General features: G+C 63.5%; 29 protein-coding genes and 1 tRNA gene. 15 read left to right on the top strand and 15 right to left on the bottom strand.

Annotated elements, in window-relative coordinates; genetic code table 11:
* Positions 1-47: 47 nt before the first annotated feature.
* The 3 genes from G6N27_RS03730 to G6N27_RS03720 all read left to right on the top strand — a co-directional run bounded on the left by G6N27_RS03730 (position 48) and on the right by G6N27_RS03720 (position 2387).
* On the top strand, positions 48-1043 hold the full coding sequence (locus G6N27_RS03730) for a PDR/VanB family oxidoreductase (RefSeq protein WP_163775128.1): 996 nt from the start codon (positions 48-50) through the stop codon (positions 1041-1043).
* Positions 1040-2125: a Rieske 2Fe-2S domain-containing protein gene (locus G6N27_RS03725; RefSeq protein WP_163775127.1), complete on the top strand. Its 1086-nt coding sequence runs from the start codon at positions 1040-1042 to the stop codon at positions 2123-2125. Before G6N27_RS03730 ends, G6N27_RS03725 begins: the two co-directional genes overlap by 4 nt.
* A gap of 67 nt (positions 2126-2192) precedes the next feature.
* Positions 2193-2387, top strand: coding sequence for a hypothetical protein (locus G6N27_RS03720; RefSeq protein WP_163775126.1), 195 nt, complete (start codon positions 2193-2195; stop codon positions 2385-2387).
* Between the two features lie 11 nt (positions 2388-2398).
* Here the strand turns inward: G6N27_RS03720 and G6N27_RS03715 are convergent, their stop codons facing one another.
* Entirely contained in the window at positions 2399-2737 is a 339-nt protein-coding gene (locus G6N27_RS03715; protein ID WP_232064852.1) for a hypothetical protein, read from the bottom strand.
* Between the two features lie 112 nt (positions 2738-2849).
* On the opposite strand from G6N27_RS03715, the gene G6N27_RS03710 reads away from it, so the two are divergent.
* Positions 2850-3203 (top strand): DUF732 domain-containing protein, encoded by a 354-nt coding sequence (locus G6N27_RS03710; RefSeq protein ID WP_179963343.1) that lies wholly within the window; start codon positions 2850-2852, stop codon positions 3201-3203.
* Positions 3204-3291: 88 nt separating this feature from the next.
* Here the strand turns inward: G6N27_RS03710 and G6N27_RS03705 are convergent, their stop codons facing one another.
* On the bottom strand, positions 3292-3630 hold the full coding sequence (locus G6N27_RS03705) for a GlsB/YeaQ/YmgE family stress response membrane protein (RefSeq protein ID WP_232064850.1): 339 nt from the start codon (positions 3628-3630) through the stop codon (positions 3292-3294).
* Positions 3631-3815: 185 nt separating this feature from the next.
* Here G6N27_RS03705 and G6N27_RS03700 point away from each other — a divergent pair, with 185 nt between their 5' ends.
* Positions 3816-4052 (top strand): hypothetical protein, encoded by a 237-nt coding sequence (locus tag G6N27_RS03700; RefSeq protein ID WP_163775125.1) that lies wholly within the window; start codon positions 3816-3818, stop codon positions 4050-4052.
* 144 nt (positions 4053-4196) lie between these two features.
* Positions 4197-4355, top strand: coding sequence for a hypothetical protein (locus G6N27_RS03695; protein ID WP_163775124.1), 159 nt, complete (start codon positions 4197-4199; stop codon positions 4353-4355).
* Between the two features lie 40 nt (positions 4356-4395).
* On the opposite strand, the gene G6N27_RS03690 is transcribed toward G6N27_RS03695, so the two are convergent.
* Both G6N27_RS03690 and G6N27_RS03685 read right to left on the bottom strand, forming a co-directional pair.
* Entirely contained in the window at positions 4396-4827 is a 432-nt protein-coding gene (locus tag G6N27_RS03690) for a DUF732 domain-containing protein (protein ID WP_163775123.1), read from the bottom strand.
* Between the two features lie 58 nt (positions 4828-4885).
* Complete coding sequence (locus tag G6N27_RS03685; RefSeq protein WP_163775122.1) at positions 4886-5143, bottom strand: hypothetical protein; 258 nt, start codon at positions 5141-5143, stop codon at positions 4886-4888.
* 316 nt (positions 5144-5459) lie between these two features.
* Here G6N27_RS03685 and G6N27_RS03680 point away from each other — a divergent pair, with 316 nt between their 5' ends.
* The gene (locus G6N27_RS03680; protein WP_163775121.1) at positions 5460-6077 is read left to right on the top strand and encodes a hypothetical protein; all 618 of its coding nucleotides are present in this window, start codon (positions 5460-5462) and stop codon (positions 6075-6077) included.
* Between the two features lie 373 nt (positions 6078-6450).
* Positions 6451-6714 carry a hypothetical protein gene (locus G6N27_RS03675; protein ID WP_163775120.1) on the top strand — a complete coding sequence of 88 codons (264 nt, stop codon included), beginning with the start codon at positions 6451-6453 and terminating at the stop codon, positions 6712-6714.
* Between the two features lie 217 nt (positions 6715-6931).
* Here G6N27_RS03675 and G6N27_RS03670 read toward each other — a convergent pair whose 3' ends face one another.
* Positions 6932-7696, bottom strand: a complete 765-nt coding sequence (locus G6N27_RS03670) for a hypothetical protein (RefSeq protein WP_163775119.1) — start codon at positions 7694-7696, stop codon at positions 6932-6934.
* A gap of 132 nt (positions 7697-7828) precedes the next feature.
* Between G6N27_RS03670 and G6N27_RS03665 the strand changes: the two genes are divergently transcribed.
* The 4 genes from G6N27_RS03665 (at position 7829) to G6N27_RS03650 (ending at position 9679) form a co-directional block, all read left to right on the top strand.
* Positions 7829-8347 (top strand): hypothetical protein, encoded by a 519-nt coding sequence (locus G6N27_RS03665; RefSeq protein WP_163775118.1) that lies wholly within the window; start codon positions 7829-7831, stop codon positions 8345-8347.
* A gap of 105 nt (positions 8348-8452) precedes the next feature.
* Positions 8453-8737 (top strand): hypothetical protein, encoded by a 285-nt coding sequence (locus G6N27_RS03660; RefSeq protein ID WP_163775117.1) that lies wholly within the window; start codon positions 8453-8455, stop codon positions 8735-8737.
* Between the two features lie 251 nt (positions 8738-8988).
* On the top strand, positions 8989-9351 hold the full coding sequence (locus tag G6N27_RS03655; protein WP_163775116.1) for a hypothetical protein: 363 nt from the start codon (positions 8989-8991) through the stop codon (positions 9349-9351).
* Positions 9352-9382: 31 nt separating this feature from the next.
* On the top strand, positions 9383-9679 hold the full coding sequence (locus G6N27_RS03650; RefSeq protein ID WP_163775115.1) for a hypothetical protein: 297 nt from the start codon (positions 9383-9385) through the stop codon (positions 9677-9679).
* Here G6N27_RS03650 and G6N27_RS03645 read toward each other — a convergent pair.
* Both G6N27_RS03645 and G6N27_RS03640 read right to left on the bottom strand, forming a co-directional pair.
* The gene (locus G6N27_RS03645) at positions 9665-9982 is read right to left on the bottom strand and encodes a GIY-YIG nuclease family protein (protein ID WP_163775114.1); all 318 of its coding nucleotides are present in this window, start codon (positions 9980-9982) and stop codon (positions 9665-9667) included. The genes G6N27_RS03650 and G6N27_RS03645 overlap by 15 nt on opposite strands.
* A gap of 160 nt (positions 9983-10142) precedes the next feature.
* A tRNA-Pro gene (locus G6N27_RS03640) sits at positions 10143-10216 on the bottom strand.
* Positions 10217-10300: 84 nt separating this feature from the next.
* On the opposite strand from G6N27_RS03640, the gene G6N27_RS03635 reads away from it, so the two are divergent.
* The gene (locus G6N27_RS03635; RefSeq protein ID WP_163775113.1) at positions 10301-10750 is read left to right on the top strand and encodes a helix-turn-helix transcriptional regulator; all 450 of its coding nucleotides are present in this window, start codon (positions 10301-10303) and stop codon (positions 10748-10750) included.
* 5 nt (positions 10751-10755) lie between these two features.
* Complete coding sequence (locus G6N27_RS03630; protein WP_163775112.1) at positions 10756-11166, top strand: VOC family protein; 411 nt, start codon at positions 10756-10758, stop codon at positions 11164-11166.
* Here the strand turns inward: G6N27_RS03630 and G6N27_RS03625 are convergent.
* Positions 11163-12182 (bottom strand): NADP-dependent oxidoreductase, encoded by a 1020-nt coding sequence (locus tag G6N27_RS03625; RefSeq protein ID WP_163775111.1) that lies wholly within the window; start codon positions 12180-12182, stop codon positions 11163-11165. The genes G6N27_RS03630 and G6N27_RS03625 overlap by 4 nt on opposite strands.
* Positions 12183-12246: 64 nt before the next feature.
* Between G6N27_RS03625 and G6N27_RS03620 the strand changes: the two genes are divergently transcribed.
* Entirely contained in the window at positions 12247-12960 is a 714-nt protein-coding gene (locus G6N27_RS03620; RefSeq protein WP_163775110.1) for a DUF3060 domain-containing protein, read from the top strand.
* A 3-nt stretch (positions 12961-12963) separates the two neighbouring features.
* Here G6N27_RS03620 and G6N27_RS03615 read toward each other — a convergent pair whose 3' ends face one another.
* From G6N27_RS03615 to G6N27_RS03585, 7 genes are read right to left on the bottom strand one after another with little or no spacing between them, the layout of a single operon-like run.
* Positions 12964-13746, bottom strand: coding sequence for a sulfite exporter TauE/SafE family protein (locus G6N27_RS03615; protein ID WP_163775109.1), 783 nt, complete (start codon positions 13744-13746; stop codon positions 12964-12966).
* 42 nt (positions 13747-13788) lie between these two features.
* A complete protein-coding gene (gene der / locus G6N27_RS03610) occupies positions 13789-15198 on the bottom strand; it encodes a ribosome biogenesis GTPase Der (RefSeq protein ID WP_163775108.1) in 1410 nt (469 codons plus the stop codon).
* Entirely contained in the window at positions 15195-15878 is a 684-nt protein-coding gene (gene cmk / locus G6N27_RS03605; protein ID WP_163775107.1) for a (d)CMP kinase, read from the bottom strand. Before cmk ends, der begins: the two co-directional genes overlap by 4 nt.
* On the bottom strand, positions 15875-16630 hold the full coding sequence (locus tag G6N27_RS03600) for a pseudouridine synthase (protein WP_163775106.1): 756 nt from the start codon (positions 16628-16630) through the stop codon (positions 15875-15877). The genes cmk and G6N27_RS03600 overlap by 4 nt, the downstream gene beginning before the upstream one ends.
* Positions 16627-17397, bottom strand: a complete 771-nt coding sequence (gene scpB, locus G6N27_RS03595; RefSeq protein ID WP_163775105.1) for an SMC-Scp complex subunit ScpB — start codon at positions 17395-17397, stop codon at positions 16627-16629. The genes G6N27_RS03600 and scpB overlap by 4 nt, the downstream gene beginning before the upstream one ends.
* An 8-nt stretch (positions 17398-17405) precedes the next feature.
* Positions 17406-18236, bottom strand: a complete 831-nt coding sequence (locus G6N27_RS03590; RefSeq protein ID WP_163775104.1) for a segregation/condensation protein A — start codon at positions 18234-18236, stop codon at positions 17406-17408.
* Complete coding sequence (locus G6N27_RS03585; protein WP_163775103.1) at positions 18233-19096, bottom strand: ParA family protein; 864 nt, start codon at positions 19094-19096, stop codon at positions 18233-18235. Before G6N27_RS03585 ends, G6N27_RS03590 begins: the two co-directional genes overlap by 4 nt.
* Between the last annotated feature and the right edge of the window lie 59 nt (positions 19097-19155).

The following is a 19155-nucleotide window of genomic DNA, read 5'->3' as shown; positions in this document are numbered from 1 at the left end:
TCGACTGGAGCTGAGCTGATTTCGTGTCACGATCGGAGCAAGGAGACATGTCTGCGCCCGCCGTCACCGCGCCCAGCGCCAACGTGCATGAGTTCACCACCGAGCTGACGGTGCGGCAGCGCAGCACGCCGGTAGAAGGCGTGGTGGTGCTTGACCTCGCGCATCCGGCAGACGAAGAGCTGCCGCGCTGGGGGCCGGGCGCTCACATCGACTTGATGCTCGACGACGGGGTGACGCGTCAGTACTCGCTGTGCGGTGATCCGCGCGACGCGGGCGTCTGGCGCATCGGGGTACTGCTCGAAACCCACAGTCGGGGCGGCTCGCAATACGTTCACGAAAAGCTTCACGAAGGAGCGACGGTCCGAGTTCGCGGCCCGCGCAACCATTTCCCGCTCGTCGACGCGTTGCACTACAAATTCGTCGCCGGTGGTATCGGCATCACGCCGATCTCCGCGATGATCGAGGCCGTGCAGCGCGCCGGCGGTGACTGGACGCTGCTCTACGGTGGCCGGACGCGGGCTTCGATGGCGTTCGCGGAAGATCTTGCCGAGCGCTATCCCTCGCGGGTTACGTTGTGGCCCCAGGATGAACGCGGTCTGCTCGACCTCAAATCGCTGCTCGAAAAGCCCCAGGACAATACGTTGGTGTACTGCTGCGGGCCTGAGCCCTTGCTCGCGGCGATGGAGCAGCAGTGCGCCCATTGGCCAAGCGGAGTGCTTCATATCGAACGGTTTGCGCCGCGGGCGCAGTCGGCGGAGGAAACCGCTGAGGCCCTCGACCACTTCGAGGTGGTGTGCCAGCGGTCCGGGGCCAGTTTCGAGATCGGGCCGGAGCAGTCGGTTCTGGAAGTCCTTGAGGAATCAGACATCCCGATCTTGGGCAGCTGTTATGAAGGCGTCTGCGGAACATGTGAGGCCAAGGTGCTGGAGGGCATCCCGGCTCACCGGGACTCCGTGCTGACCGATGCCGAGAGAGCAAGTTGCGAAGTGATGATGCCGTGCGTATCGCGCTCCCGCACCGAGAGGCTGGTGCTGGACCTGTGAGAAGCAACTATCCGTTGAAGTGCTGGTACGTGGCGGCGAACTGCGCCGAACTCGGCGAAGTGCCACTCGGGCGCCGGTTGCTCGGCCGCGACGTGGTGTTGTGGCGCGGCGCCAGCGGCAGCGTCAACGCATTCGAAAACCGTTGCGCGCATAGGTCGTTCCCGTTGTCGCACAGTCGAATCGACGGAGATCGGCTGGTCTGTGGTTATCACGGGTGCACCTACGACTCCGATGGCAACTGCGTGTATACGCCGAGCCAGCCGAAGGTGCCGACTGGGATGCGGGTGCCGGTGTTTCCGCTTCTTGAGGAGCCGCCGTTCGTCTGGATCTGGCTGGGGCCCCCGGGCGCTTCCGGTGGGAGCGAACCGCCGCGCAATCCGTGGACCAGCGATCCAGGGTGGTCGACGTTCGGCAGCGCCTGGCACGTCAACGCGAATTACATGATGGTCCACGAACACTACATGGACTTCAGCTACGCCCCCATCCTGCACAGGCGTGATGTGCCCGCCGAGATCGACAGCATGCCAGCGTTTAACGACATCGAGGTCACCGAGACGACCGTCTCCTACACCCGGCTGCTGCCCGATGCGCAACTCGTCGACTGGGAGGCCGACGCGACCGGACTGGATCGCGACGTGACCTACAAGCGCCGCGAGAGCGGAACCTTCGTCTCCCCCGCGATGCACCGTCAGTACTGGGAGCTCGCGACCGCGAATGGCGAGCGGTACACCACCACCCGAACCCACGGCATCACGCCCGAGACGGAAACGTCGACACACGTGTTCTTACAAGCGTCACGCAACTACGGACTCGACGACCATGCGGTGACAGACCGGCTCACGTCGTTCCTGGCCGGGGTTGCCGAGCGCGACACGTCGATCCTGGAGATGGCATCCGCGCACGTCGGATACGACGGCTGGCGGGGTGGCGTGGAATTTCAGGCTGACGCCGCCGCCTTGCGCGCGCGCCGGATTGTCGGGGTGATGCTGGCCAAGGAAGCGGGCCGGTCGGCGATCCGACCCGGCCTCGCGCCCACCAGCCGGCGGGACTCGCTCAGCCCGCGTCAACCCGTGAAGGGTTAGCCCGCTCGAATTGCCGCGCGTCGCCGCAACTGTGCCGATCGCGGTCATCAATGGCAGGCTCTCTGATATGGCATTCAAAGTGCGATTCACCGACAAGTTCAACGACTACGACACGGGCGACTCGTACAACTTCCTGGAGGGCGGCGTGCTGTCGATCGTGTACGCCGCCAACAAGGCAAAGTCGACCGAATACCACGCGCCCGGCCAGTGGATGCAGGTGATCGCCGAACCACCGCACGCGCCCGGCCAGAGCGGCTACTGAATCGGAGGCTGCTATTCGGCGTCGGTGACAACTTCGAGGCGCTGGTTCACCCGGGCCAGCGCCTCGTCGAAGATTTCCACCTTCTCGCCGCGCTTTTCGTTGGCCGGCTGGGCGGACCCTCGAGCACCCTCGGCCTCCACTCGCGCCGCACCCTGTCGCCGCAACAGGCTGAAGTTCTTCTCGCGCAACGTTCTGAGCCGGCTCTGGAGATCCTTCAGCTGCTTCACGTTCATGCGATCCAGAGCGTCGGGATGACTCTCGCCGATCAGCGAATTCTCCTGCTGGGTCAGGTTCACATGGTGGTTGTGCATCGTTGATTCATAACGTGCGCCGGTCACGCCGGTGGGCAATCACCGCACGGCACGCCGAACCGCCATCCCGTGGCTACTGCGAGTTCATCGGTAACGGTCATCGCCTGAGATCGGTCGAGACATCGACGCCACTCTGTACGAGGATGAAGCCATGCGATTTCTTGTGATGCTTGCGGGCTTCGCCGCCGCGCTCGGGGTGGCCACGCCGGCACACGCCGATCCGAGTAGCTCGGGTCCCGACGCCAGCTTCTTGGCGGCGCTCAACAAGGCCGGCATCACCTATCAGGACCCAAGTGTTGCCGTCGCGGCCGCCAAAAAGGCATGCGAGCTGATGGACCAGGGCAATCCGCAAGTCGGCGTGATCAATAGCGTGTCATCGAGTAATCCGGGCTTCAGCAGCGACGCCGCGGCCCAGTTCACCATGATCGCGGCCAGCGCTTACTGCCCACAACACATGGGGCAACAGATCACCCATGCCCCGCCAACTCCGCTCCCGACGCAGTAGCCGCTATTCAGCAAGGAAATGCCGCGACCCGGGTCGCGGCATTTCCAGCTTTTCGTCGCGCGGTGCAGGGTCCGCGGATTTCACCCGGCTAGCCGAAGAAGCGGGTACGCGTACGCCGACCCATCAGGCCAGTGCCGCCACGCCGGCCCAACAAACCGCCGCCGCCGCGCCGACCCGTCACGGATTCGTAGATCGCGATGAGAACGACGGCAGCCACGACTCCGACGAAGAACGGAATCCACGCGACTCCACCATTGGCATTGTGGTATCCGAATTGGCTAGCCACCGCAGAGCCGATCAAGCCACCCAGGGCGCCGATGAGAACTGTCGGGAGCATCCCGATGTCCTGCCTACCCGGCATGACGAGACGTGCCACCACACCGATGACCGCGCCCACGATGAGTGCAAGGATTATTGATCCGATCATTCCAACTCCTGTCGTAGCAGCGCCCCGAGCGGACACCAACGTGCAATACCGGTTACCCGAACCGCAGCGTCTATAACACACATGTTGAGCAAGCCTGGTGGTCCGCTAATCCACGTTCGAAGCGCCGTCCAATCGCGGGTTGGTCCATGCGGCGGTGGTCGCGGGCAGGTGGCACAATCCCCCGCATGGGGGATCGCGATGCACTCCAAGCTGAAGTGTTGATACGGGCTTTGTCCGATGTGCGAGATAAGTTGATCAGCCAGATGAGGCGGCTGGAAAAGCACGGTTCTCAGATGGACGCCTTGGCGCTACGCCGCGACGTCAACGAGGCTCAGTCCCACATCGACACGCTGCGGCAGCGCTATTTTGGCGTGGCGCCTGCATCTCAGCGGACCGTGTCAGGTCAGCTCGGCCGGATGTGACTCTCGCGCGCGAACTTGATCATTGCGAATTCGTGAGCATCACTAGGCCTGGCCGCCTCCCTGCCGGCGATGACCAACGGCACGCGTACACGAGGACTTTCGCCACGTTCGCCAGCAGAGGTTGGGGGCCTAACTTCGGTTGGTATGAAGCGAAACGTGTTGGCCGCGGGCCTCGCACTGTTGGCGCTCCTGGTGGCGCTGGTCGTGGGGTTACTGGCGGCGCCCCACGCACATACCGACGGCGACGATGACTTCTCTTCCGCCGCGACATCTTCCGTCATCACGGTCCACCAGTCTCAATGACTCGGTGTCAGTGAGACCCGCTGCCCCACAACAAACCCGGCTAAATCTGGTCAAATACCGCTGCCGCTGGATCGTGGATGGAGAAGCCGACATCGTCGCTTACATATGGATCGGTCAGGTGGCTTGGGCAGTAGACCTGCGCTGATACGGCGATGAATCTGATCGCGGTTCTATGAACCCGAGCGGTCTGTTGGCGCAGAGCCGGATCATCCTCGAACATGCCGTTCATCTCTTCGTCCACCACGGTGTAGACCGAAGTGCCGTGATTGAGTTCGTTACAGATTTGATGGGCTCGGGCGACCAGGGCAGGCAAGTTGTCCATGACCGGAACCTGATCTTGTTCGAGCAAGTCCACAAACTGATCCTGCTGGCTTGGGTCGGCGCTCGCCGCGCCCGCGCAAATCATTGCGGCGGTCAGCACCACCGCGGCGGTAATCAGAGCGTCTGCAATGCTGGTACTGCCAGTGCGCACGACAAGATTTTAATCCCGTCCACGCCATCTGCTCGGACCGAATTGGCGGCACGGAAACTCAGTCGTCGTCCCGAGGCTCGAGAATCATGGTGACGATCGCGTCGCGCGGGAACTCGACGGTGTACGGTCCTTCAGGAAAATCCGATGTCAGCCGGATCTTCGGCGGTTCTCCAGCACCCTGATCGTGGATTAGCTTGACCCCGTCGACGACGAAGTTCGCAGGCGGTACGCCGTCCATGCCAGACGGCATGAGCAACTCAAAACCGATCTCCACGTCCTCGACGCGGATTTCGGTGGTCGCGTAGTGCTTCGCCATTCGAAGCAACTTAGCGCCCGCACGTGGCCGAGCTACGACAAATCAGTTACCCGCGGATGACTGGCACAGACGAGCGGCAGTTCCATGCCGCCCACAGATACCTTCTGGCCCGCTGACTACGCCTGGGCTGCGAACTACAGCGGCAATGCCGTCTACAACACCGCCGCACAGTGGGTCGCCGCCGCTGACCGTATCCGCGGCAGTTGCCAATTCCATTTGCTTCGGTTTCACTTCGGTGCTCGAATGGGGGTCTGTGACGCGGTGGCGACGGACTTCGGAGAATGCGCAAGCTATCGACAGCCAGCCGAGCACTCACATGCTGCGGCGCCAGTGCTGGTTATTCGCGATCGGTTCGTCATTATTCGCGATCGGCACGGCTCCGGGATTCGCCATGGTGGGCGGTGCTGGCGCCACCAACCTACTGTGTTTCATCGGCTCTTGGTTTTTCACCAGCGCGGCACTGATCCAACTGCTGCTTAGCAGACCGTCGACGAGTCGATCGTGGGAAACGCCCTCAATACGAGCTGAATTCCTATCGGCGGCAACGCAGTTCGTCGGCACCCTGCGCTTCAATGTCAGCACCGGTGCAGCGTTGTGGGCGCATCGAATACTTGCGCGCCAGCACTTGGTGTGGTGGCCGGACGCGACGGGTTCGGTCGCATTCCTTATTAGCGGGGCACTTGGGGTCGTGGCAGTAACCCGCACGGTCGGGCTCGCTCAACTGAAATCACGCGAATGGTTGGCAGCGTGGACCAACATGATCGGCTCAATCGCCTTCGGCGCCTCGGCGGTCGGCGCCTTCATCACGAAGACAGGCGTCACCGACGACGCCCTGCTGGCCAACGCTGGTACCTTCGTCGGGGCGCTGTGCTTCCTGATTGCCGCCCTGCTCATGCTGCCCAGACGTTTCTCACCTCGAGCCGCCCGAGCATGAACTTCCACTTGACCCCCGGTCAGACATTGGACAATTTCGATTGTCTTGCAATGACTCCCGACATGCTCTGATCACAGGCCCAGCCGAAACGCAACTGAAAGCTGAATGCCGACCAACTCATGCGAGCGAGTCAACATAGGCGTACTCAGCAGGCCTCATCAAACACGTGCGCGCTTAATTGCGCACTTCCGCGTAGTCCAGTTCGAACGCCGACTCGGTGAGCCGACCGCTACAGCCTGCTCGACGACCGGCATCAGTGCGTTAATGGCACCGCCTTCCTCCACCGCTCTCCCCGCGCAGCGGCAGCCCGGATTGCGTACTGCGGCTCGGTTTCTCTGCGACTCTGGGACTTTCAGGCCTAAACTTCTTCTCCATGGCAGCCGAACCAGAGGCACTCCCCGACTTCTCGCCGTTCCACAGGATGAGAGAGATCGAGCTTGACCCTGAATCCGTCGTGGGCAAGGAGCTCCGCGACCGGTTCGCTGAGCTCGACCAGTCCTTTACCGGAAAGAACCCTCTCTGGGCCGCCGTCGTGAAACTCATCGGCCTAACTGCTATGTGCGCAAAGGGTGTCATCGACCTCGAAAAAGAGGTGATCAAGCTGAGGCGCGAAGTGAGATCCCGCCGCGACGCATGATCGGCGGATGGGCAACGACTAAAGGGCACCGTCGGTAACTGCTCGTGTTGGGTTCGGTTATCCGTGGCACAAGGCCATCGTGAAAGTTCAGGCCAGCGGTAGTTAAATCAAAAAGGCTCCCCCCGGTGTCCGTTGGTCCCATCAACGCTGTGAAAGGTGCCGCCAAGGCTGGCGATGGTTCCGGGTTCGCGGGCATCGGGGCCAAATACCGTTTTGATCAGCCGAACAAGTGCTGTTCTACATCGTCAAGCTTCAAGCTGAAATGCTGTCGGGCGAGGTCGAGATGCGCCTGCCGCCGCCGACCCGCGTCTTTCCATGTCGTCTCGATGGCGGTCACATCGGGACGACGACCTCTTGCGAAATCCGCGCTCAGTAGCGGCAAGCACTTCTCCGTGATCTCGCGGAGTTTGACGTTGAGGGACTTGACCGCCTCGTCGAGCGCTGAGCCGTTCAGTATTGCCAACGCAGAGAACAAGGGCGGTTCGATCGTCTGGAACCATTTGTCGGCGAATGTCTGATACACCCGACCAAATTGGTAACAGACCGGCTCTCCTGGTATGTCTCCCGGCTCCGGCGGTGCGATATCCGATCGGGGTCTGTTTGGGTCGAAGGTCGGAGGCAAGTTCTTCATGTAGGCCGTGAAACTCGCCAAGTCGATGCCCATTGAGACGATCGCAGCCCAAAGACCGCTCAAGCTACGGATATTTTCTCGGCGGCGTTGGAGTTCGTGGTCCACCAATCGGCTGCGTTCGGCGCGGGCCGATTCGCGTTGTGCGTATATCGCCGCACGGAGCGCGACGACCACAGCGGCGAACGTGAATCCACCGGCAAGCCATTCGGCTAGCGGTCCCCATTGCGGTGCACCCCACTCTTGTCCGTAGCCGACGCCCAAGAAGAAGATCAGCGCGAGAGCACCGACTGTGCCGAGCGCCGCCAGCCACCAGTTGGGCGAGTCTGTCCGGTTAGGTTCTTCCATACTCAAAAGTCAAGCAAAGGCTGAATTGCATGAGCTTGCAGACACGCCCGGGACTAGGCCGACTCCTTAAATTGAACCGACCGGGGCGCTAGTGTGTGGCTGCGTGATGAGGGAATGGATCGGGGGCCGCACCTCCAGATGAGCACCACACCGTTGTGGGTCCCGCTGGTCGTCGCACTGATCGGTGTCATTGGTACGGCTGGCGGCACCATCGGTGGAATGCTCATCCAGCAACGCGCTTCCCGTCAGCGAGAGCACGCACAGTGGTTGCGCGAGGATGAGGCGAGGACATTCGAGCACCGCCGCGAAGCCTACGTCGAGCTGTACCGGAGGCTACGCACGCTCTCGTCGCGCATACAAGAGTTAGACGAAAACCAGCCATTCCCTTTCGAAGATTGGCGCGACGAGATATTCGAACATTTTCCGGATATCGCGGTGTATGGAACAGACAAGATCGTGACCCTAGCCGATTTGGCCCTCGATCTCGTTCTGACTTGGGCACGGGCACAGAGCGAGGGTAAGCAAAGCGGGGAGCTGGAATGGCGTGCAAGGAAAGCGGTCCACGGTTTGCTAGAGGCAATTCGTGAAGAACTTGGAGTACCGAAGGGCGGGACGCTGGACCTTGACAACCTCCCAGGGCTAGGCGACTACGGCTAGATCGACGAACGGTAATCCTTTAGCGCGGTACCTTGATTTCCTGCGAAGCACAACCAAATACGGCTGTCCGAAGTCACTACGAAAAAGCGAACGGAGGCAAGGATCATGTACTGGTATTACAACACTTTCACCAAGCCCGACGACCCGCAAACATGCCTGGCGTATACCCAGAGTGCGTTCGCGAGCTTCAACTTGATCGTCCGCCTAACTGAGGGATATACGACGGTTGCCAGCGCGGCCGACAACTCCGTATTCGTGCAAGTCACTTGCGTTCCGCAAGCTCAAGACACTTGGGTAGTGGTCACTACATTCTCCGACGACAACAACGTCGCCGAGACAACACAAAACAATGTCCGAACAGACATCCAGACCACGGTGCGCATCGACTAGAGATGGGGGATTCTTAAAACCACCTCCTACAGCCCGAACAGCCGCCAGCGTTGCGCTCAGCCACAGCAATCGACACCCGAGACTCCAAAGCCAAGACGCCGCCGAGGCCCCAAACCGACCGGCGCACAGCCACACTGGCGACCGCCCCGCCGACCATCCCTCCCCCGATCACCCTCCCCGCCACGGCCCAATCCGAAGAAAGGGCTGGCTGGAATGCAAAACGCTTCCCCGCGCGTGAGAGACTGGCTGGTATGGCTGAATTGTCTTGTGGCGGGCTGCTTGTGGAGCGGGTCATCGCCGACATGGCCGCGCATCAATTGGAACCTGATCAGCGGGACCGGGAATTGTTTTCGGTGGTCGCGGATATCGCGGACGAGATCGAACGGCTGAAGTCTGTCGTCGAGGACGAGGGCCGGACGGTTGTGCTGAAGGATGGCCGGGTCGTTGTGCATGGCTGTGTGGTCGAACTCAGGTTGCAACGTGCGGCGCTGGCGAAATTAATTTCGTCGCTGAAGCTGGACGGCCCTGGCACCAAGGACCCGATCAAGCAAGCCGCCGCCCGGTCGCGGTGGGCGCAACACAACGCGGCCAAAGCCCGGATGGATGGTGCGTGATGGGTTCGCGTCCGCTGAACAATGTCCTCGGTTGCACGTGCCCGGTCTGTACGAAAAGATCCGCGCCAAGGAATTGAAGCTGGCATTCTCACCGGACCCGCGACTGTGGCTGGTCAAAGATGACCCGGTCGAATACGAGAGGGTAGCGGCGACCGCGCCGAAATACTCACCGACCGTGCTCTACCAAGTTGATGAACTGTTGGCATTCCAGCCGGTGCGGTTCCCGCGGTGGTGGCTTCCCGCCGAGGCGCACGGGTGGGCACCGTATGACAGCCGTGAACATGATTGGTTCATCCTGTCGGCGGACGACTGGTTAATGCCCGCTTAGCGGCCCCAACTCCGACCATCGCGGACTGAGGTTGTAGCCGATGGCCGGATTATTCGCGCCCGTCTCGCGGATGAGCTTGACCTCCATTGCGCGGGCCTCGGCGTCGGTCGCGGTCTCCGACTCCCAGAGGATTTGCTTTCGCACCGTCAGATCGAGTCGCTGGTCGATGTGGTCGGCGGCGATTTGTTCTTTGCCTCGGTTGCTCGGACTACCGAAGTAAGCCAAGGTGCCGGTGACGTCCAGACCGACGTAGATTTTCCCGTTCGGGTACGTGATCTTGTAGACCTGTTTGCGGCGCGGCATAGGGTCATATTGCCCGCCACTGTGGATACAGCCGCCGTGACCACCCAAAACGGCCAGCAAACACATTTTCGGGTGCCGGGAAAGCTGGTTTGGGTCAAACGTGTGGGTCAAACGTCGGAAAACGGACGTTCAGACGGTCAAAAACCGCCTCTGACCTGTGTCGGGCTGACAGGATTTGAACCTGCGACCACTTGACCCCCAGTCAAGTGCGCTACCAAACTGCGCCACAGCCCGGCGCCGCCGACCGCTGACGGCAGCAGGTGGAAAGCCTACAGCAGGCGGTAGCGCCCACCGGAACGACGTGGCACGATCGCGCAGGTGGCGATCCAACCAGCCGAATCGCAGCGGCTGCGGGAATTGACCCGGCTGCGTCGAGTGCGTGACCGGGTCGATCGGGACTACGCCCAGCCGTTGGACGTCGAAGCGCTGGCCCGCGACGCGCACATGTCGGCCGGGCACCTCAGCCGGCAATTCAAAGCCGCTTACGGCGAGTCGCCGTACTCCTACCTCATGACACGACGCATCGAGCGCGCGATGGCGTTGCTGCGGCGCGGCGATCTCAGCGTCACCGAAGTCTGTTTCGCCGTGGGCTGCTCGTCGCTGGGAACATTCAGCACTCGATTCAGCGAGCTGGTCGGCGTCTCGCCCAGTGTCTATCGGGACCAGACAGCAGGGGTGAGCGCCGGCCTGCCGTCGTGCATGGAGAAGCAAGTCACCCGACCGGTCAGGAATCGAGAAGCACCCGCGGTCGCCCTGCACCTACCGTGACATCCATGGACATCACCATTCACTCGAGCTTTGTGCCACACGACAATCCGGAAGAATCACTGGCCTTTTACCGCGACGTCCTCGGCTTCGAAGTCCGCCTTGACGTCGGCAAGGGCACGATGCGGTGGATCACTGTCGGGCCGCCGAATCAGCCCGACACGTCGATCGTCTTGAATCCGCCGAGCGCCAACCCGGGCCTCACCAATGACGAACGACGGACCATCGCCGAGATGATGGCCAAGGGCACCTACGCGACCATCGTCCTGGCCACCAAGGACCTCGATGCCACCTTCGAACGACTGCAATCGGGCAACGCCGACATCGTGCAGGAACCGACAGAGCAGCCGTACGGAATCCGCGACTGCGCCGTCCGCGACCCCGCAGGCACCATGATCCGCATTCAGGAGTTGGGCTAAACGGTCGTCGGCTCGCTGAGCTTGACCAGCATTTTGCCGATATTGGCGCCGGTGAACAGCCCGTTGAGGGCATCGACGCAGGATTCGATGCCCTCAAAGATGGTCTCGCGGTGCCTGATTCGGCCCTCATGCTCCCATTGCCGGAGCGCAGCCGAGGCCTCGTCGAAACGGCCCCACTGGTCGAGCGCATTGAATCCCTGCATCGTCGCGGTCTTGGCCAGAATGTTCACGTAGTTGGCCGGACCGGGATGATCGCCGCTGAGGTAGCTGGAGATCACGCCGCACAGCACCACCCGTGCGTTCATCGCCAACCGGCCCAGTACCGCGTCGAGGATGGGACCGCCGACGTTGTCGAAGTAGACATTCACCCGCTGCGGGCAGTGCTGTTTGAGCGCGGCCTGCAGATCGTCGTTCTTGTAGTCGATGCACGCGTCGAACCCGAAGTCCTCCACGACCGCCCGGCATTTCTCCGGCCCGCCGGCGATGCCCACCACCCGTGCCCCGGCGATCTTGGCGATCTGGCCGGCGATCGAGCCGGTGGCACCCGCCGCGGCCGACACGACCACGGTGTCGCCGGCTTGCGGCTTCCCGACGTCGGTCATCCCGATGTATGCCGTCGCGCCCGTCGGGCCATAGACCGACATGATGGCCAGCTGGTCGCTCTCCCCCGGGATCGGTGTGCTGAACACATCGTCGCGGATGATCACGTATTCCTGAAAACCGGTCAGCGTGGTGATCACGTCGCCGACCTTGTAGGCGTCGCACCGTGACGACACCACCTCGCCGATGCCCGCCGCGCGGATGACCTCACCGAGCTGCACCGGCGGAAGGTAGCCCTGCTGGTCGTTGAGCCAGGTCCGGACCGCGGCATCGAGGCCGACGTAGGTGGTGCGGACGAGCGCTTCACCCTCGGCCGGCTCGGGTGCCGGCGTGGTCACCAGCTCAGTGTCATCCGACTGAACAAGGCCGCTGGGGCGGCGACGCAGCAGGATCTGGCGGTTCGCAAAGTCGGGCACGATGCAGAAACTACCGAATGCGAATGGCCTATTCGGCCCGATCTTGGTATGGGAGCATCTGTGGATGACATCCGACGACGATCCCGAAGCCCGAATTCGGGAGCTGGAGCAACCGCTGGCGGACACGGCTCGCGCATCCGAAGCCGTCGGAAATCAGCCGCCCAGCAAGTGGGCTGCCCCGTCCGGTCCGGTGGCTCCGCCGCCACCGCCGCCCTACAGCGGTGGCGGTCCCGCGCTCGCACCGCCACCCCCGCCGCTGCCCTATACCGGCTCGATGTTCGGGCAAGCACCGCAGCCGTCGTCGAACAACCGGGTGTGGTGGATCGTGGCCGCTGTCTTCGTGATTGGCATGATCGCCTTGCCGGTCGCGATCTTGTTCTTCACCGCACACCAGGTCTCGCACAGCGGTCTGACCACACTCTTCCCGACCCCGAGCTTCGTCCCCGACCGCCCGAGTCCATCCATCGCCGTCACGCCCACCGCGCCTGCTGCCGCGCCGTCGGTGCCGCCGTCAGGCGAGACCCTCAGCATCTCCGGCATCAACGAGAACCGGACGATCGCCTGCAACCAGAACACCGTCAGCATCAGCGGGGTGGGCAACACGGTCGTGATCACGGGCCACTGCACCAGCCTGTCGGTGTCCGGCGTGCAGAACAAGATCACTGTCGAGGCGGTCGATAGCATCGAAGCCTCCGGCTTCAGCAACCAGATCACCTACCGCAAGGGCTCGCCGCACATCGAGCAATCCGGCGAAGGAAACGTCGTCCACCAGGGCTGATCTTTACACGGCGAGCAGCCGGTACACCCCGATCAGCCCGACGACAACGATCGTCGCGCGCAACGCATTCGGCGACAACCGACGACCGTAGCGTGCGCCCAACCACCCGCCGAGCAGCGACCCGACCGCGATGAGACCCGCGACCGGCCAACTTATCCGGTGGAAAGCCACGAATGTATAGGCCAGCGCTGCAACAAGATTCACGAGCAGAGTCAGCAGATTCTTCGCCGCGTTCATCCGCTGCATGGATTCGGGCAACAGTGCACCCATCACGCCGACGAGCAGAATGCCCTGCGCCGCAGTGAAATAGCCGCCGTAGATTCCGATCGCGAAGGTGCTCAACACCAATGCGGCCATCCTGCGCGGTGACACCTCGTCACCAGCACGACCTGCTTTCTGGGCCCGGTCTTGCGCCCACGCCTGAATCCGCGGGCCGACGACTACCAGGATCAGCGCCGCGATCAGCAGGACCGGCACGATCTCAGCGAATACTTTCTCCGGCAGATGCAGCAGCAGCCCGGCACCGATGATCGCGCCGATGATTGACGCCGGTATCTGCCAGCGCAGCCGGTCCCACTGACCACTTAACTCGCGGCGGTATGCCCACGTGCTCGAGACGTTGCCCGCGACCAGGCCCACCGCATTCGACATGGTCGAGGTCACCGGCGGATAGCCCATCGCCACCAGCGTCGGGAAGGTGATCAGCGTGCCGGAGCCGACAAGAGCGTTGATGGTGCCCGCGCCCACACCGGCAAGAACGATCAGGATCGCGTGTGACAGGGACACCGAATCGACCTTAGCTGGCTGGGTTTCGGCGTCACCGGGGTGTCAGCGGGACTTCGGCTTACGCTTCTCGCGCACGCGCACGTTGATGCGGATCGGGCTGCCCTCGAAACCGAACGTCTCGCGCAGTCGTCGCTCCAGGAACCGGCGGTAGCCGGCCTCCAAGAAGCCGGAGGTGAACAACACGAACGTGGGTGGGCGTGCGGTGGCCTGCGTGGCGAACAGGATGCGCGGCTGCTTGCCGCCACGAACCGGCGGAGGCGTCGCGGCCACGACCTCCTTGATCCAGGAGTTCAACCGGCCGGTGCTGATCCGGGTATCCCAGGACGCCAACGCGCCTTCCAACGCCGGCACCAACTTCTGCACCGCCCGACCGGTCTTCGCGGAGATGTTGACCCGCTGAGCCCAGCGCAGCTGCACCAGCTCGCGGTCGATTTCCTTCTCGATCTGGTAGCGCCGTTCTTCGTCGACGAGATCCCACTTGTTGAACGCCAGTACCAGCGCTCGCCCGGACTCGATGACCATCGACAGCACCCGTTGGTCCTGTTCGGTCAGCGGCACCGAGCCGTCGATCAGCACGATCACCACCTCGGCCGCGTCGATGGCTCCGTGGGTGCGCACCGAGGCGTAGAACTCGTGACCACTGGCCTGGCCGACCTTGCGGCGCAGTCCGGCCGTGTCGACGAATCTCCAGACCTTGCCGTCCATCTCGATGAGCGAGTCCACCGGGTCGACGGTGGTGCCCGCGACGTCGTGGACCACCGATCGCTCGTCGCCCGCCAACCGGTTCAGCAGCGAACTCTTGCCGACGTTGGGTTTACCGACCAAGGCCACCCGCCGCGGACCGCCTCGGGTCGAGGCCGACTCCGCGACCTCCGGCAACGCAGCGACGACCGCGTCGAGCAGATCGGCCACGCCGCGACCATGTATCGCGCTGACCGCGAACGGTTCGCCGATGCCCAACGACCACAGCGCCGCGGCGTCGGATTCGCCTTTGTCGCTGTCAACTTTGTTGGCGGCCAGAAACACCGGCTTGCCGGAGCGCCGCAGAATACGGGCAGCAGCCTCGTCGCCGGCGGTCGCGCCGACGACGGCATCCACGACCAGGATCACCGCATCGGCGGTACGCATGGCCACCGACGCCTGCTCGGCGACCAGCTGCTGCAGACCCTTCGCATCGGGCTCCCATCCCCCGGTGTCCTGCACGACGAACCGGTGACCGGTCCACAGTGCGTCATAGGACACCCGGTCACGCGTCACTCCGGGCACGTCCTGAACCACCGCCTCACGCCGGCCGAGGATCCGGTTGACCAACGTCGACTTGCCGACGTTCGGCCGGCCCACCACAGCCACCACCGGTGGCGGACCGGCGGTTTCGTCATCAGTTGGTTCAGTGAATTCGGTTGATTCCCAGTCGCTTTCGTCGACCCAGGTACCGTCGTCGGTGGGGCTCACCGGACCGCCTCGCTTCGCTGATGCACCAGATCGAGCAGGTGGGCGATCACTTCGGATTCGGTCATGTCACTGGTGTCGACGACCACTGCATCAGCAGCCGCCCGCAGCGGCGACACCGCTCGCGTCGAGTCGAGATGGTCGCGACGGCGCACGTCGGCCAGCACTCCGGCGTAGTCATCGGGCAGTCCGCCGGCGACGTTCTGATCGTTGCGGCGCCGCGCCCGCGTCTCGGCTGATGCGGTCAGGAAGATCTTGACGTCGGCATGGGGTAGCACCACGGTGCCGATATCGCGTCCTTCCACCACGACGCCGCCGGGGCCGTGTGCCATGGTGCGTTGCAGTTCGACCAGACGCGTGCGCACTGCCGGGACGGACGACACTGCCGACACTGCCGTGGTGACCTCGTCGCCGCGGATCTCCGCTGAAACATCTTCGCCGTCAAGGTAACTGCGATCCTCGTCGGGGTCATAGCCCACCGACAACCGGACGTCTGCAACGGCTGCGGCAACCTCGGCTTGGTCCGCCGGGTCGATTCCGGCGCGCAGCATCGCCAGTGTGACGATGCGATACATGGCACCGGTATCGAGGTAGCGGGCCTGCAGTGCGCGGGCCAAACCTCGTGATACCGAGGACTTTCCGGTGCCCGCGGGGCCGTCCACCGCGACGACGACAGAACTCACAAGCCGACCGCCTTGTAGAGGTCCCCGATCTCGTTGCGGCGCAACGCCCGAATGCTGCCCGGACGCTGCTCCCCAAGCGACAGTGTGCCGATGTCGGTGCGGACCAACTCCTGCACAGGGAATCCGACCTCCGCCAACATTCGCCGCACGATGCGTTTGCGCCCTTCGTGCAGCGTGACGCGAATCAGCGTTTTGCCGGGGATGGAGTCCACCACCGCGAAGTCGTCGACCGCGACCGGCCCGTCGTCGAGCTCGATTCCGACCCGCAATTTTTTGCCGAGCCCACGCGGCACCGACCCGTTGACAGTCGCCAGATACGTCTTGGGAATCTCGTACGACGGGTGCATCAGGCGGTGCGCGAGTTCGCCGTCGTTGGTCAGCAAGATCAATCCCTCGGTGTCCGCGTCGAGGCGACCAACGTGAAAGAGCTTCTTGTTGCCCCGGACTCGATGCTCGACCAAGTCGCCGATACACGGCCGCCCGTGGTCGTCGGACATCGTCGAGTGCATCCCCCGCGGCTTGTTCAGCGCCAGGTACACCAGCGAGTCGTCCAGCACCACCCGCGCACCGTCGACGCGGATCACCGACACGTTCGGGTCGACCCGGGTGCCCAGCTCGATCACCACCTGCCCGTCGACCTCGACGCGGCCGTCCCTGATCATCTTCTCCGCGTTGCGCCGGGAGGCAATTCCGGCCTGCGACAACACTTTCTGCAGGCGAATCCCACGGTCTTCGCCGGTGTCGACCATCATTCCTGGTCCACGTCGAACGACAACGGCTGATCGTTGGCAGCCGAGCCGCCGCCGAGTTTCACGAAACGTGGCTCGGCATCCAGTGATTCGCTGAGATCTTCGATCATGTCGACATCGGGAAGCAGCGGTGCGATATCGGGGAGGTCGTTCAGCGACGACAGCCCCAGCCGTTCCAGGAAGAGCTCAGTCGTCGCGAACGTCACCGCAGCGGTGTCGGGGTCGGCGCCGGCTTCGGTGATCAAGCCGCGCGCCAGCAGCGTGCGCATGACCGCGTCGACGTTGACGCCGCGCACCGCGCTGACCCGCGCCCGCGTCACGGGCTGGCGGTAGGCCACGACGGCCAGCGTCTCCAGCGCCGCCCGGGTCAGCTTCGATCGAGACCCGTCCAGCAGCAGCCGCTCCACATACGGCGCGAACCGCGACCGGGTGTACATCCGCCACCCCCCGCCGGCTTCCCGCAGGTCGATGCCGCTGTCGCGTTCGGTGAGCTCGTCGGCCATCAGGCGCAGCTTGGCCGCCACCCGGTATGCCGGTTGCTCGGTGGCCGCGGCCAGCGCATCGACCGTCACTGGGGTGTCGACGACCAACAGCAGCGCTTCGAGCACCGCGCCCAGTTCGGTGTCCTCGAGTTCCGGTGCGGTCGCGACGTCGATGCCGAGGTTGGCGTCCGCTGCGGAGTCGACGTCATCGTCGCCGGCGTGGTTATGGCGCCGCTCCTCCTCATCGCTGCGCTCTGCATCGTCGCCGGCGCGAATGGGCTCGGTCATTACAGGTCTCACACTTCTTGATCGGGGGGCGAATCCGCTTCCCGCAATTCTTCGTTGGTCGGCCGTTCTCCGGTCCACGAAACCTGGAGCACACCAAGCGGTTCTACTTGGTCGAATGCTACCGCCCGCGATCGATACAGTTCGAGCAGCGCCAGGAAGCGACCGACGATCTCGATCGGCTGACAGTCGGCGATCAGGTCGGAAAACGACGCCCACTGCCCTATCCCACGCTGCTCCAGGAACCACAGCAGTCGCCTGGCCTGTTCCGGCACCGACACGTGCATATCGTGGAGATGTTCGGTGGCCACCGTCGGCACCGGCCGCGGCTGGAACGCAGTCGCGGCGATCTGAGCGAACACCTCGGCGTCGACGCCCAACATCACCTCGGGCAGCAAGTCGGCGAACCGGTCCTCCAGCGACACCGCACGCGGGTAACTGCGCAGGGCGGCGGCTTCCAGCTCGCCGAACATCACCGCGACGTGCTTGAACGCCCGATACTGCAGCAGCCTGGCGAACAGCAGGTCGCGGACCTCCAGCAGCGCCAGGTCCTCCTCGTCGGTGACTTGGCCGGACGGCAGCAGCCGGGCTGCCTTCAAGTCCAGCAGCGTCGCGGCGACGACCAGGAATGCGGTGGTCTCCTCGAGTTCCAGCGCGCGACCGATCTCGCGGGTGTAGGCGATGAAGTCATCGGTGACCCGATGCAACGCCACTTCGGTGACATCCAGACGATGGGCGAAGATCAGCTGCAACAGCAGATCGAAGGGCCCCTCGAAATTGGTCAGCCTGACCTGGAAGCCGTTCTGGGGTGATGCCTCCTCGCAGCCGACTCCGCCGGTCACGCGCCGAACCGGTAAATCACCTCGCGGGCCAATGCGCGGTAGGCGGCGGCGCCGCCCGACTTCGGGGCCCAGGAGATGATCGGTTCGCCGGCGACGCTGGTCTCCGGGAATCGGACAGTGCGGCTGATCACGGTGTCGAACACCAAGTCGCCGAAGCGCTCCACCACCCTCGCCATGACCTCGCGGGAGTTCACCGTGCGCGGGTCGTAGCGAGTGATCAGGATGCCGCTGATGTCCAGCTTCGGGTTAAGCCGGTCGCGGACCTTCTCGACGGTGTCGGTCAGCAAGGCCAAGCCGCGCAGTGAGAAGAACTCGCATTCGGTCGGGATGATGACGCCGTCTGAGCAGGCCAGACCATTGACGGTCAGCAGACCCAGCGACGGCTGGCAGTCGATCAGAACATAGTCGTAGCGATCCAGCACCGGGTGCAGGGCGCGAGCCAGCGTCTGTTCGCGGCCCACCTCGTTGACCAGCTGGATCTCCGCGGCGGACAGATCGATGTTGCTGGGCACCAGGTCCAGGTTCTTGACGCGCGTGTGCATCAGCACGTTGTCGAGCGACACCCGGGGCTCGACCAGCAGGTTGTGGATGGTGTGTTCCAGCTCGTAGTGCGGCACACCGAGGCCCGCCGACAATGCTCCCTGCGGGTCGAGGTCGACAAGCAGGACTCGACGACCGCATTCGGCCAGCGCCGCACCCAGGTTGATCGTCGACGTGGTTTTTCCCACGCCGCCCTTCTGGTTGCACATCGCGATGACTTTGGCCGGCCCGTGTGACGTGCGCGGCTTGGGTTCGGGGATCGCCCGCGGTGGACGCCCGGTGAGGCCGACTTCGGTGCCGCTATCGGCGGGCTCAGTCATCAGCGGTCAGCCGCATCACTGGCGATAGGGAAACGGCGGGCATGGCACGAAAGTGTAAC

Source organism: Mycobacterium cookii, assembly GCF_010727945.1.
GTDB lineage: Bacteria > Actinomycetota > Actinomycetes > Mycobacteriales > Mycobacteriaceae > Mycobacterium > Mycobacterium cookii.
This window is presented reverse-complemented; position numbering and strand designations above follow the sequence as displayed.